Here is a 13,826-nt window from a genome sequence, read left to right on the forward strand (position 1 = left end):
TGTACTTATATTAATTTGAGATGCTCTTATTTCCGAAATCCTTTAAGGGGAGGGAAATCAATTCGTGAATAAGAAACACCTTTTCTAATCACCTTAAGTAATAACCAAATTAGAAGAAGGTGTAGTATGGCGAGAAATTATTTTCGGACATTCACCATCATTTCGTTAAGCATAGTCTTATTACTAATGTCGTCGTGTAGTCAGCCCAAAAGTGAAGAGGAACCCAAAAATGATAAAACTCCCCGTGAAGTGTTAGGTTTCTACACAGAACAGGAAGGAACGTATCCAGGCTCTCAACCTACAGTTAACTCGCAATTCACCAGTTTAAGCATCATTGCACCTTTTTGGTATAAGCTTGATGATAAACGTCCAGGCAATCTTATAGCTTCCGTTTCATCAGATCATAAAAGTAAGGTTATTCAGAGTGCTCACGATAAAAACCTGAAGGTATATATGGTTGTACATAATCTCTTCTTTGAAACCGTGGAGAAGGGAAAACAAGTAGCGAGTAATGTACTTAATGACGATAAAAACCGGAATGTTTTCATTCAGAACCTCCGCAATGAAATAGCTCAGTTTAAATATGATGGTATCAATATCGACATGGAAAATTTGAATTTGACTGACAAAGATTCCTTTAGCCTGATGATAAAAGAATTGTCTGATGCTCTGCATCGTGATGGAAAAGTAGTTACCGTTTCAGTCCCTGCAAACACCGGTGATTCCCGCGCTAACCCTTGGTCTCCGTGGTTTGATTACGAAAAACTTGGCCGATATTCGGATGGGTTAATGATTATGACATACGATGAACACAATCCAAGAACAAAACCCGGTCCAACAGCTTCAGTTGATTGGACAGAAGCAACGATTCGTTATGCCTTAAAACAGGGAGTACCACCATCAAAGATTTTACTCGGTATCGCAGGTTATGGATGGGACTGGGATACAACAGCAGACAAAGCTGCCTATAGCTCCTATGCACAGTTAATGGATCAGAAAGAAAAATATAAATCGAAAGTGATATGGGACACCGATTCACAAACACCTCATTTCAGTTACGTAGATAAAGAACAACACAGCCACCACGTATGGTTTGAGAATAGTAAGAGTCTTCGGTTTAAGTTAGACCTTGTAGAAAAATATGACTTAAGAGGAATCGGGATTTGGCGACTTGGTTTAGAGGACCCAGCGTACTGGACGACCATATCCGAGAAAATTGGGGTCAAAAGGTGATGGAATGATCACCCCAATCCTGAACATATTTTGAAACAAGGGTTTGAATGGTTTCAATTCCATTAAAATGCGATTCCTTAGTTACAATGGGGCGACGGTCCAATGTGGACTATCGCCTACTTTCGTTAACGTTATTCAGGTAAAAAGAATTACGCAATTAGAGGGGATAAATATGGGGAAATATGAGGTAAAGCAAATAAACAATCTATTGAATTATGATTTGGATAGTTTAGTAAAACAAAGCAAAGAAGAGTGTTATCGTTTTGTAGAAAGACTAATAAATGATTATAAAAATGGCAGTAATACTTTTGACCATTATGGAGAAGGGCAGAATTTTTAAAAGTGATTAGAACCCATTTTATTGCCACACACGGTCACAAAGATCATATTGGAGCAATACAATTTTTAGGTGAAATTGAAATCTATATTCATAATCTGGATTTAGAATTAATTCCAGAGAATATTAGAAACAAATTAAATAGGAAACTTCCAGATATCGGTCAAACTTTAAGTAATTTAGAATGTGTTCTCCTTGGACACCATACTGAAGGATCTGTTTTACTATATCAACGTAGAAGCAAAGTGTTATTTTGCGGAGACCATCTCTGTTTTTTTGGAGAACAATTGAGCGGTAATGTTGTAGATATAGGTGTTTGTGAGAAGCAAAAATATAAGCAGTTTGTTTCTGAATGGTCTCAAAACGAGGAAATGAGAGAACAGCACAATTTTAGTTTATTTATCGAAGGATTAAAAAAAAATACCAAATACGACGTTGATTATTTATGTACGGGGCACGGTGTAGTTTTAAAAGGTAAAATAAATGAATTTATTTCTGATTTGCTTAAGTTTGAATAGTTAACAATAATTTTTTTCAACTTACGGGAGCTATTTTTCTAGAAGGAGATTAGCCTTTTTTATTGATATAAAGAAGCAGAATAGTTGAACGATTTATTTGTTTCCGTGGTAACATATGGATAAAAACAATTCACATGAATACACATTGCAATAAAGGAAATATTTTCTTGACAGTCGAATATTAGCCCAGAACCATAATCAACTATTCCGATGAGGAGGATTCTTGTGCGTCCACGACCATTATTTATTGAAAATCCAGAGCATTATAGGTATGTTAGTCTTGTGCCAGATGGAGATATTGAAGAAATTCTTAGTAAGCAACGAACTAAGACCATTACCCTCTTAAGCAGCGTATCAGAGGAGTTAGCAAGGAAGGCGTACGCACCAGGGAAATGGACTTTAAAAGAAGTGATAGGGCATATGACCGACTCGGAACGTGTGATGTCGTATCGAATGCTTGCTATTGCACGAAATGAAAGTGCACCACTCCCAGCAATGGATCAGGATCAATACGTTTCTGCGGCAAACTTCAACAAATTATCCTGGGAGCAGTTACTAGCTGGTTTAGATACGGTACGCTCCAACACGTTAAGCCTTATTTCAACCATTGATGATGCAGCGTGGGTTCGTAATGGAACAGTAATGAACAGCCCAGTTTCGGTAGGTACCATTGCATATGGCATTGTCGGGCACGAGTTACACCATATGAAAGTGATTAGTGATAAATACTTATAAGTCTTTTTCTAATAATGAAAAAACCTAATTTCTCATTTATTGCTGAAAAATTAGGTTTTTTAATATTGAAACTTCCAGATTACTTTTCCAATTGCCATTTTAACATTTTATTTTCTGAACCAATTCTGTTCATTTGTAACTTTTCTAACACTCTTATTGAAGGAACGTTATCATCAAGACATTCAGCAACTATCTTAGTTACGTTTTTATCTGAAAAAGCCCACTCTATAAGTTTTTGAACTGCTTCAGTTGCATAACCCTTACCTTGAGTGGAAGGTACAATCCCATATCCAATTTCAACGATGTTTTCTGAATTAGGTTTGCCTTTAAAACCAATATCACCAATAATAGTGTTATTTTCTTGATTAATCACAAACCATACACCCCAACCTAAAAGAGTAGAATCATCTTTTAGTTCTCTTAAATACATATTTATATGGGGACCCATTTCATAATCTTCTGATGTTCTAATAATGGATATTGACTCTTCTGTACAAGGAATCAATTTCAGTCTTTGTGTTAGTATTTCCACTATTTATCTCCTTTTTATATTTTTATCTCCTGGGTAGTATTTATCGAAATAATAGTTTCAATAAGATTCGTATCACTTTCCAGTTTTTGTACTTGTATTTTACCCCAAAATAGGGACTTGCTGTAGGGATATTTCCACTTTTTTAAACATTTATTCAATAATTGGAAGTTAGGTAATGATTGTGAAAATTTGTACTTCAACTATAGGGTGCCATACTTCAAGAAGGAAGCATGGCTATTCTTATTGAAGTAAAGAAGAGAATAGTTGAACAAGGATTTATATAAGTTTTGTAGAATTATAAAGTAAAGTACAGATTGAGCTTTACTAGGTATTCGAATAGACAAATAAGCTGAACATCGATTAACAATAAATCTATTAAAGTGTTCTAATCAAACATAAAGCTAGGGTTTTTATCTTTGAAGTAAGAACAAACTTGGCAGTACCAAACAAAGACAAGGAGTGAAGTTATGAAATTTCTGCTTACATCTGGAGGCATCAATAACAAAAGCATATACGACGCGCTGGTTGACATGCTGGGCAAGCCGATTGCGGATTCCAACGCCCTGTGCATCCCCACTGCGATGTATGGACACCCTTGGGTTGGCCCTGGCGTCAAAGCCTGGCAGTTCATCAGTGGGAAAGAAGAGAATCCCATGGTCGACCTCGGTTGGAAATCCGTCGGCGTGCTGGAGCTGACAGCACTTCCAAGCATCGACGAAGACCGCTGGATACCTCTGGTACAGGAGACAGACGTACTGCTGGTGTCAGGCGGCGACGCCCTTTACCTGTGCCACTGGATGCGTCAATCCGGTCTGGCAGACCTTTTACCGTCACTGAACTCTGTCTATGTAGGAATGAGTGCTGGGAGCATGGTGTTGGCACCTAACATAGGGGAATACTTCGTTGGCTGGACTCCACCAAGCGGTGGTGATGAAACACTGAGACTGGTTGATTTTTCAATCTTTCCGCACCTGGACCACGAGATGCTGCCGGGAAACACCATGGCTGCCGCAGAGAGATGGGCAGCAGGGATGCAGGGGCCTGCATATGCGATTGATGATCAAACAGCAATCAAAGTAATCGAAGGTGCGGTAGAAGTTTTATCAGAAGGGCATTGGAAACTGTTTACACCTTGATCTTACACAACGCCCGTTTCTTGGTATAATCCCATGGGATAGTGGGATAATTTGAAAATAAATAGAAACTTAATGTCACGATTCTTCAATTTAGAAGAATCGTTTTTTCTTACTCACTAAAGGGTAGCGTTTCTTCAAGAAGGAGATTGTACTCTTTTTATTGAATTATAGGGGCAGGTATCTTTAATAATAGGGGAGATAAAATGGAAGGGAATAAAGTAAAAAAGCAACTTAAAATGGGCTTTATTTTGTTTGGAGTTTTTCTTATATCGGGAAGTATACAAGTTATTTTTACCCCATATAACTTTGTTCGAGTTGTATCGTTATTTTTGGTTATTGGAAGTTCATTATCTTTAGGTGCATTTATTAGAGAAATACTTATTATTAAGACAATGAATCCTAATCAATAAATTTAATTTTCTTTTTCAAATTACGGGTAGCAATTAACTGGACAGAACTATAGCTTTTTCAACTATTGTGGCAGGTGTATGGAAGAAGTACATATCCTGTTTTGAGCGAGAATTTCAAAATAAACATTACACGAACACAGGTATTGAAAATAACAGGTACATAGGAGGACGAAATATGAAGATCGATAGAATAGATCATGTGAGTATAAACGTAAATGATCTTTCAGAGGCTAAAGTGTTTTTTCTTGATTTAGGACTTGAAGTGCAAGCGGAATGGGAATTGGATGGTGAACAGTTGGATAGAATAGTTGGGCTTAATGGTGTTAAAACGGCATGTGTAGGATTGGGGATGCCAGATGGTCAGACATGGATAGAACTAGTTAAATTTTATACGCCATCAGATGAAAAAGATATTCAGCAACCTTTTGCAAATACGCTGGGTATCCGACATATTTGCTTTGCTGTTGAAAATATTGAAGCTATTGTTGCAAAGTTGAAAAAGAGGGTACGGAAATCTTTAGTGAGATACAGCAATATGAGGAAAGCTATAAGTTATGCTACGTTCGTGGTCCGGAGGGTATTATTTTGGAGTTGGCGGAGAAACTCGGATAAATATTGAAGGGTCTTTAAATGATTTAGATCTCCGACTTTAAAGAATTCTTCGTAAACTGTCGGGTAGTGATAGTCCAAGAAGGATTATAATATTCAAAATTGAGTGTACTTAATTTTATGAAAGATATAAAATTGTCTAAAAAGGGGGAAAGTTATGGAAGTTAGGAATCGATTTTCTAGACATTACGATTTAGACTGGATAAAGGTATTAGTTATGTTCATCGTGTTCCTTTATCATTGTTCAATGTTCTTTAATTCTTTTGATTGGCACATTAAAAACAATAAAATCAACCATACATATATCGAATTTTTTTCCCTCTTAGTGGGAAATTGGATCATGCCAATATTTTTTGTAATATCTGGAATTGCTACTTATCACGCTCTAAAAAGAAGAAATGCTCAAAGTTTTATGAAAGAAAGGTTTTTACGACTTGGAATACCCTTGCTTCTAGGAATCTTTCTATTATCACCCCCTCAAGTGTATATTGAAAGAATTACGAATAATCATTTTAAAGGTTCTTTCCTACAATTCTTTCCTCATTACTTTGACGGACTATATTTAGAAATTGGTGGAAATGGTAACTTTGCATTTTTTGGACACCACCTTTGGTATCTTTTAATGTTATTACTTTTTTCGGTCATTACGTTGCCACTATTTCTAAAAACTCGAAAAAATGTGAGTGGTAAAGATTTTAATATTCTTCATTACTTATTAATTCCTATCCCCCTTACAGTCGCCGCTTTAACTGTCAATAGTATTGTAAATTTAGCGAGTTGGGGAATAATCTTTTATTTCTTATTGTATATTTTAGGATTTTACTTCTTTTCCAGAGAATCGTTAAGGGAGTTTGTGCGTAAAATAGGCTTTTTAGCAGGTGTTTTAGGTATACTTTGTACAGCTTCATATATATTCTGGGTTATGTTCTATGGTTTTCCGATGAATGTTTCCATCAGTTGGGCAATTTTCGTGATAATTCGTGTCCTTTTGGTATGGAACTTGCTATTTTTTATCTTATTCTTAGGCGACAAATATTTGAACTTATCAAATAGAGCTTTAAAATATACAAGTGAAGCATCTATGCCATTTTATATTCTTCATCAACCTATAATTATTTTAATAGGATTTTTTATCTATAATTTAGGATGGTTGGTACCTGTAAAATTATTTTTTTTAGTAGCAACAGCATTTTTGATCATTATGTGTTTGTACCATTTTATTATTCGTCGAGTTAACTTTCTCCGTGTTCTTTTCGGTTTAAAAGAAATGAAGAAAGAAACTTTTAGTCAACAAACTATGGAGATTAGTAAATAGAAATATTTTATGTATTGAAAATTGAGACAGCATATAGTTGCTGTCTTTTAGTTTATTGATAGTTTAAGTTATTAAACTAACGGCCCCCAATACTGAAGATCAGGAAGAAGTTTGAAAAAGTTAGAGTAGAATGATAAGAACCATATAAATTACTGATATCTATGTTAGATACCTTAGGGCACCATTCATTTATTGTAATAATCTGAAGTTATTACTGTATGTTGTGCATATAAAAGAAAATGGGAGGTGTTACTATGTTGAGAAACAACAATTCATTTATTACTTTGGGTATTGTTTGGACCGTTATATTTGCTGGTATGAGCTTCTATTGGGCTGCTGGCGGTATGGTCGGTGTTAGATCCTTAGGTGGAGCTGTGTATGACATGGCTATAAACCCTAACCCTTCATTCATTAATATTGTATGGCTTACCGGTTTCATTAAATTACTTGGCGCAATATTATTGTTGATGCTTTTTGTTCAATGGAGAAACCCTATAATAACCAGAATGCTTTACTACATCACTAAAGTTGTAGGAGTTTTAATTTTCTTATATGGGTTACTGAATTTTATAACAATATTAATGAGTGTGTTTGATATTTTAGATTTTGACCTAGATTCGTATGCAACTTTCTGGAGATTAGTGTTTTGGGAACCATTTTGGATGGCAGGTGGTGTGTTTTACTTTTTCACTGTTAAAAGATAAGGATTTTTCACCTCAATAATATTTTTTTCTTAATATACTTTTTGGAACGAAATTCCATAGACGGGTGCTTTTCTTCAGCAAGAAGATGTCACCTTTATTATTGGAGAATATGGTATGTTTATTTTAGATCAATTTTTTGTAGCTATAGCAAATGGAAAAATTGCTGGAGTTACGGCGTGGACAGATGGAATAAAAAAATCGGTAAGATCAAATAGAAAAGAGTTGAGAAAGCACTTAGGTTTCTTCAAGGGAAGCATGACAGGAATCACATATCTTAGGGGGGGAATGATGAGTAAAAAACGTATTATTTTATCAAGTTTTTTAATATTATTGATACTATTTCTATCATTTACAAAACCGTCTTCTGATACTTTTAACAATTGGTTATCCAACAAATATAATTTAGAATGCCAAGAAAATGAATGTGTAAGAGATTCTAACAATTATAAGGTTGTTAATAGAGATTTAGACAATTACGTTTTATTTAACAAGATAGGAATAAAATTACAAAAGGAAGATGGAGTTTTTTTACAAATTGAAGGGATAGGAATCTTTGGAGTATTCTCCACATTTACATACAAAGCATTCGAAGAATGAATAATGAATTTATTCAACTTCATGAAAGAACGTTAACTTTCATTTTTGTGCCGAAGATCCATGGATGGCTAACTTGGCATTTAGAGCAAGTTGACCCCAAACCTATGTGGTAAAGGGTAAAAGGTTTACAAAGTCATTTATGAATAACAACCGTAGTACCAATTGGAACTCTAGATGATAAGTCTAGAACATCATGATTAAACATTCTAATACATCCGTGTGAGACATTCTTACCAATTGAAGCCGGGTTATTTGTTCCGTGTATACCGTAATGACGTCTTGACAGTCCCATCCACAACACTCCAAACGGTCCTCCGGGATTAGGTTGTTTATTAATAATCGTGTATGTCCCAGTAGGCGTTGGTGCCAATATTTTTCCGATTGCAATAGGGTAAGTTTTTATCCTCCTGTTTCCATCAAAAAGTGTTAATTGATGCTTTGATGTTGATACGTTAACCCATTTCGCCAAGAAGATCAACTCCCTTTTTTTTACTATTTGTATGAAGTAACCCAGGCATTAAATAGGTGCATTTCTTTAAAAAGGAGAAGTGTTTTTTTTCGAAGTTAAATCTTGTGACACGGTAATAAAGCCACTATTAATAAAATTGAGTTTTATATAGCTTTTTCGGTTTGGTGGTCCACGGGACTGTCCCTCTGGTCTTCCCCTGTTAATTTCTATCGGGGGGATTGTAGGTCACACATGTGCCGGCTACGAAGTCATGGATTGCTCTTTTATCTTCTCGGACGCACACCATTACTACACTTACAATGAATCCGATTCCTAACGTCAACGCATAAATTAGCCCTGCCACTACAATCCGAAGTAGCATATTCCCAATGTGTAATTTTTCACCATCAACCCTCGAAATTCGAATCCCACATGTCCTTTTTCCAACCGTATACCCGTACCAAAAGAGTGGTAGGCTTAGAGCATATAAGAATTCTAGAAGTCCAGATTGCCAAGAATCATCATCTATTGGAAAGTGAAAAATGAGTGAAAGTAGAAAAATGGCAAAAAAAACGACAATACCATCGATAATTGAAGCACCCAGTCGAATCCAAAATCCAGCTGGTTCAAAATCACTAAGCATGTAAACACCTCCAATATAATGTATTCATCTAAGATGATTCCTATTAATGGTAATGTTATTTTACCATCGTTTGAAACCGGTCACCACCAAGATGAATTAAATCAATTTATAAAAGAGATGAACCTTTTTAGTCAGTTATGGAGGCGGCCAATATAATCCCTTTTTCGAAATACATATTTACACAATTTTTACTAAATAATATATAAAACATATGTGGATTTGGGTGGATGGTTGTGGGATCAAATTCGAATGATAAAATAAATGTCTTTTTAGGTCTTTTTATGATTATATCGGCTGCAGGAATTGTTTCACATGTCATTGTAATTCCTGCAATTCTTGATAAGGCAGGCAGAGATGCTTGGATTTCCGTGCTTTTGATTGCTATTTTATTTATGGGATGGATTTTCATTGTGTATTGTATACAGCGGAAAACAAAACAGCAGCATTTGTTTTTATGGATAAAGGAAAAAGGAAACAAGTTGGTGGCATATTTCTTTGGCGCACTGGGTGCTTTATTCTTGCTGGCGGCCTCAACGGTTTCTTTTATCGATACTGTCTCCTGGGCCACTACGACCTATTTACCAAGAACCCCTCCTTTGGTTTTAAGTTTTTCATTGGCGGTTATATGTTTGTTGCCTGCCCTGAATGGAATAAGAAGTATTTCTGTCATTAATGGCATTTTGCTGCCAGCCGTTATCATCTTCGGGTTCATGGTAGCTATCGGTAATATCCCACATAAAGATTACAGTTTATTGCTCCCCCTTCTGGAAAACGGCTGGTTTCCTGCCTTGAAAGGCATATTAGCAGCCGGAGCTGGTATTTTTGAATTATTTCTCGTCCTTCTTTTTCAGCACAAAATAGAAGGAAAGTTCAAGCTTAGATATTTGTTTGTAACTGGTATTGTTCTTATTATCCTGACGCTTGGTCCGCTAATGGGGTCAATCGCTATTTTCGGACCAGAGGAAGCTTCCAAGCAGCGTTTTCCTGCCTATGAGCAATGGGCTATGCTAAGCCTGGGGAGATACCTTGAACACTTGGATTTCATCTCTATTTATCAATGGATGGTTGGGATATTTATTCGGATTTCCTTATCGATTTACTTAATCCCTGAGGTGTTCAACTTCGAAGGCAAAAAGAGGGTGAGCATTCAGATTATCATAGGTTTGTTCCTAAGTGTATCGGTACTGTTTAATCCTGTGGGCGATTTGGTGTTTTTGACTTTTGTAAAAAACTATTTCCTTCCGATATCAACTCTTTTCATTTTTTTCTATACGTTGACCCTGTGCTTATATGTATTGGTTAAGTCTAAGAAAAAGGGGATTAGGACACAGTGAAGCATACTAAAGATAATCAAGAGGGACAATCGAAGGAGTTGGAAGAACTCGGCTTTGCCGGTATATTGGACCTTTTCAAGGACTGCGATGATGTCAGCCATCAAACAATCGTAACTAAGAGAGGCTGTACTATGAACCTAGTTTATTGCCAGGGGCTTTACGATAAACGGAAATATGACACCATTTTGATTCCTTCCCTTAAAAGGATGCTTGAGGAGTGCTCTGGTGAAAGATTGAACATGGGTGATTTCATAGAGCGGCTGGACATTCCTCCAAATAGCTTAAAAGATATAAAAGAATTGATATCAAGGATCTTCAATGGCGAAATTTTAATTTATATTAACAATCAAGTGTATTTTACGGTTGATATTTCTGATCACCCGAAAAGAAATCCACAGGATCCAAATACTGAGATCAGCATTAAGGGGGCAAGGGATGGCTTCGTAGAGGAGATTGGAGTCAATATCGCTCTTATACGAAAAAGACTACGGACCAACAGCCTGGTATGCAAAAGCTATATTATTGGGGAGCGCACACAGACAAAGGTGGCTTTGTTGTATGTAGATGATATTATCAACAAAGACATAAAAGACGATATTCAAAAACGCCTTTCCAGCATAAAAATTGATGGGATCGTAAACTCCAATCAATTAAAGGAGCTTCTGTCAGATTCAGGTTTTGATTTACTTCCAATACTGGATTATACCGGAAGACCAGATTTGGCTGTAGATTGTTTGCTGAGGGGAAGATTTTTAGTTTTGGTCGATGGAATTCCAACGATAGCCATTGGCCCAGGCAACTTAACCATGCTTTTTAAAAGTGCGGAAGATAATGAATATAACTTTTTATATAACTCATTTGAAAGGATACTGAGGATTGTTGGCCTTTTCGTATCAACTTTTTTACCTGGAATATGGATTGCACTCATTACAATCCACCAGGACCAGCTTCCTTTTACACTATTAGCGGTATTGGTAGAATCGAGAAAAGGTGTCCCGCTGCCTTCAGCAGTGGAAGCAACGATTATGCTATTATTGTTTTCTCTATTTCGGGAAGCAGGTTTAAGGTTGCCTGTAGCAATAGGACAGACATTGAGTGTTATCGGGGGTTTGATTATTGGTGACGCTGCCATTAGAGCTGGATTGACTAACCCTGCAATGCTGGTTGTGATTGCTACATCGGAAGTAGCTACATATACCCTTGTCAATCTATCTTTGACTGGAGCGATAAGTGTTTATCGGTTCGTGGTCCTTTTACTGGCAGGCACTCTCGGTTTTTGGGGAGTGTTCTTGGCTATTGCCCTTTTGCTTATTTATACAGCACAGCTTCGTCCCTTTGGAATCCCTTATTTGGCTCCATTTACGCTGGAAGAGCCCAAATCCTTATTAAATATTTTCTTCAGAATCCCCTGGAAATGGATCAAAACAAGGCCACGCTTTTTGAAACCCCAGGATTCTACTAAACAGGAGTGATACCTTATGTTAAAGAAGAAGTTGGCAGTAGTCTTAATGCTTCCTCTTTTGCTTTCAGCGTGCTGGGATAACAATGAAATTGACAAAGTGCTGTATATTCATGCCTTGGGAGTTGATTACAAGGAAGGGGAATACCAAGTATATGCCCAGCTTATAAATATCGGTGGCCTTGGAAGAAGTGAGGGCGGAGGAGGTATTCAGACTTCCCCTAGTACAGTCGGAATGGGAAAAGGAAATACAGTTGACAGTGCCGTTTTTGACTTTTATAAAAATGTGCCTCAAAGGATATTTTGGGGACACCTCTCTTCCATGGTTTTTACAGAGGATGCTTTAAAACAACAAAACATCGTGCTATCGGCAATGGATGTCATAAACCGGTATAGGGAAACCAGATATACAGTTTGGATTTCCAGCACAAATTCTTCGATAAGGGATCTCTTGAATACTTTTCCTATCCTTGGGATATCGCCAATGTTCACGAGACTTTCAGATCCAAGGACTAGTTATGAGCAAAGTTCTTTCGTAGAGCCAAAAAGATTTCAAAAGTTCCTTATAGAATTAAATGAACCAGCCCACACCTCCGCCATTCCAAGATTAGAGCTTTTAGATAATTATTGGCTAGAGAAGGATAATTCATTACCGGCTTACAGAATCAATGGGATAAATATTTATAGCAAGAACGGGTATAAAGGGAAGTTGGTAGGAGAACAAATAGAAGGTCTCAGCTGGATAAAAGAAGGGGAAAGAATCAGTGTTTTTCCTCAAAAGGACGGTTACCAGGCCGCTTCAATCGTATTTAGTAATGTAAAGACCAAAATCAAACCGAAAATCGAAAATGGTTCGCTAACTTTTACAGTGGAAGTAAAAGCAAAAGGAACTATTACGGAGCTTAATCAGGAATTATCGGAAGCTGAAATCAATCAACTGGCAAAAGAACAGATCGCCTCCTATATAAAGACAACCTATCTTGCAGCATTAGAAAAAGAGACTGACTTATACAGAGTTACAGAGACAATATACCGAAAAGACCCACAATCATGGAAGAAAATCACTAATAATGGCCGAACATTGCCACTAACCAATGAATCATTAAAAAAGATTACAATAAAATCCAAAATACAATCTTCAGGAAAACAAAAATTAAAAAAGACGTGAGAAAAATTTTGGACGTTCTTTTTTATGGGTAAAGCTGTTACAGGAGCTTTTTAGAGGTTCTAATCTTTTTGAAAAAATTGTTCTCTTTATGCTGCTCATTTTCTATAATAACGTAGCATTGTGAACAATTACGCTTAAATGAAACCACCTAATAGAATTTCGTTTCTTATTGCATTAATGGGGCGTATTTTGAAGATCAAGATGCCGTAAATGGTGACTTCTTTTTTATTTAGAAACCGATAAGATTTCCGTAAATAAGAAGCTCGTGACTTAAGTCATGAGTGGTTCAATTGTCATGATGAAGGAATAAAAGCTGGATGAGCCGAATAAGTCATAGTGATCAAGGTTTTGTTGTATTCTCAAAATAAGAGAATGGAGTATTTCATTGAGAATATTATTTCTTATATGGCCTACGTCAAAAATTAGGTTATTTTATGCTTTGAATGGCTATTTTCTAAATTGATCGAGGATAATTGATATCGTCACCCGGGATTTTCGATTACCCTGTCATATTGTATATCCAATATGGAAGGGACACTTGGATTTGGTTTTTACCTAATATTGGATTGATTAATTTATACTTTAGTCAGATTTCTCTTTTTCTTGTCTTTTAACATTGAAGGACTAAATTAAACTGTAAGGAGTTGG

15 protein-coding genes and 1 pseudogene are annotated in these 13,826 nt (G+C 36.3%); 13 read left to right on the forward strand and 3 right to left on the reverse strand.

What is annotated here, in order from left to right; genetic code table 11:
- Nucleotides 1-126: 126 nt before the first annotated feature.
- The 4 genes from RGU12_RS00400 to RGU12_RS00415 all read left to right on the forward strand — a co-directional run bounded on the left by RGU12_RS00400 (nt 127) and on the right by RGU12_RS00415 (nt 2,823).
- Nucleotides 127-1,233 carry a glycosyl hydrolase family 18 protein gene (locus tag RGU12_RS00400; RefSeq protein WP_309534294.1) on the forward strand — a complete coding sequence of 369 codons (1,107 nt, stop codon included), beginning with the start codon at nt 127-129 and terminating at the stop codon, nt 1,231-1,233.
- A gap of 172 nt (nt 1,234-1,405) precedes the next feature.
- Nucleotides 1,406-1,573, forward strand: a complete 168-nt coding sequence (locus RGU12_RS00405; RefSeq protein ID WP_309534295.1) for a hypothetical protein — start codon at nt 1,406-1,408, stop codon at nt 1,571-1,573.
- Between the two features lie 2 nt (nt 1,574-1,575).
- A complete protein-coding gene (locus RGU12_RS00410; protein WP_309534296.1) occupies nt 1,576-2,088 on the forward strand; it encodes an MBL fold metallo-hydrolase in 513 nt (170 codons plus the stop codon).
- A gap of 225 nt (nt 2,089-2,313) precedes the next feature.
- Nucleotides 2,314-2,823: a DinB family protein gene (locus RGU12_RS00415; RefSeq protein WP_309534297.1), complete on the forward strand. Its 510-nt coding sequence runs from the start codon at nt 2,314-2,316 to the stop codon at nt 2,821-2,823.
- Nucleotides 2,824-2,902: 79 nt separating this feature from the next.
- Here RGU12_RS00415 and RGU12_RS00420 read toward each other — a convergent pair whose 3' ends face one another.
- Nucleotides 2,903-3,355 (reverse strand): GNAT family N-acetyltransferase, encoded by a 453-nt coding sequence (locus tag RGU12_RS00420; protein WP_309534298.1) that lies wholly within the window; start codon nt 3,353-3,355, stop codon nt 2,903-2,905.
- Nucleotides 3,356-3,822: 467 nt separating this feature from the next.
- On the opposite strand from RGU12_RS00420, the gene RGU12_RS00425 reads away from it, so the two are divergent.
- The 6 genes and pseudogenes from RGU12_RS00425 (at nt 3,823) to RGU12_RS00450 (ending at nt 8,126) form a co-directional block, all read left to right on the forward strand.
- Nucleotides 3,823-4,491, forward strand: a complete 669-nt coding sequence (locus RGU12_RS00425; protein ID WP_309534299.1) for a Type 1 glutamine amidotransferase-like domain-containing protein — start codon at nt 3,823-3,825, stop codon at nt 4,489-4,491.
- 203 nt (nt 4,492-4,694) lie between these two features.
- The gene (locus tag RGU12_RS00430) at nt 4,695-4,901 is read left to right on the forward strand and encodes a hypothetical protein (RefSeq protein ID WP_309534300.1); all 207 of its coding nucleotides are present in this window, start codon (nt 4,695-4,697) and stop codon (nt 4,899-4,901) included.
- 175 nt (nt 4,902-5,076) lie between these two features.
- Nucleotides 5,077-5,513 (forward strand): annotated as a pseudogene (locus tag RGU12_RS00435) (VOC family protein).
- A gap of 154 nt (nt 5,514-5,667) precedes the next feature.
- Entirely contained in the window at nt 5,668-6,825 is a 1,158-nt protein-coding gene (locus RGU12_RS00440) for an acyltransferase family protein (protein ID WP_309534301.1), read from the forward strand.
- A 254-nt stretch (nt 6,826-7,079) separates the two neighbouring features.
- Nucleotides 7,080-7,529 carry a DUF3995 domain-containing protein gene (locus tag RGU12_RS00445; RefSeq protein ID WP_309534302.1) on the forward strand — a complete coding sequence of 150 codons (450 nt, stop codon included), beginning with the start codon at nt 7,080-7,082 and terminating at the stop codon, nt 7,527-7,529.
- Between the two features lie 114 nt (nt 7,530-7,643).
- Complete coding sequence (locus RGU12_RS00450; protein WP_309534303.1) at nt 7,644-8,126, forward strand: hypothetical protein; 483 nt, start codon at nt 7,644-7,646, stop codon at nt 8,124-8,126.
- A 133-nt stretch (nt 8,127-8,259) separates the two neighbouring features.
- Here RGU12_RS00450 and RGU12_RS00455 read toward each other — a convergent pair whose 3' ends face one another.
- Nucleotides 8,260-8,595: a L,D-transpeptidase gene (locus tag RGU12_RS00455; protein WP_309534304.1), complete on the reverse strand. Its 336-nt coding sequence runs from the start codon at nt 8,593-8,595 to the stop codon at nt 8,260-8,262.
- Nucleotides 8,596-8,794: 199 nt separating this feature from the next.
- On the reverse strand, nt 8,795-9,217 hold the full coding sequence (locus tag RGU12_RS00460) for an RDD family protein (protein WP_309534305.1): 423 nt from the start codon (nt 9,215-9,217) through the stop codon (nt 8,795-8,797).
- Nucleotides 9,218-9,450: 233 nt separating this feature from the next.
- Between RGU12_RS00460 and RGU12_RS00465 the strand changes: the two genes are divergently transcribed.
- The 3 genes from RGU12_RS00465 to RGU12_RS00475 are packed head-to-tail and all read left to right on the forward strand — an operon-like array spanning nt 9,451 to nt 13,178.
- Nucleotides 9,451-10,551, forward strand: a complete 1,101-nt coding sequence (locus RGU12_RS00465; RefSeq protein WP_309534306.1) for a GerAB/ArcD/ProY family transporter — start codon at nt 9,451-9,453, stop codon at nt 10,549-10,551.
- Nucleotides 10,548-12,023, forward strand: a complete 1,476-nt coding sequence (locus RGU12_RS00470) for a spore germination protein (RefSeq protein WP_309534307.1) — start codon at nt 10,548-10,550, stop codon at nt 12,021-12,023. The genes RGU12_RS00465 and RGU12_RS00470 overlap by 4 nt, the downstream gene beginning before the upstream one ends.
- Before the next feature lie 6 nt (nt 12,024-12,029).
- Nucleotides 12,030-13,178, forward strand: a complete 1,149-nt coding sequence (locus RGU12_RS00475) for a Ger(x)C family spore germination protein (protein ID WP_309534308.1) — start codon at nt 12,030-12,032, stop codon at nt 13,176-13,178.
- Nucleotides 13,179-13,826: the final 648 nt, after the last annotated feature.

The organism is Ferdinandcohnia sp. QZ13 (genome assembly GCF_031324165.1).
Taxonomy (GTDB): Bacteria; Bacillota; Bacilli; order Bacillales; family Bacillaceae_L; genus Ferdinandcohnia.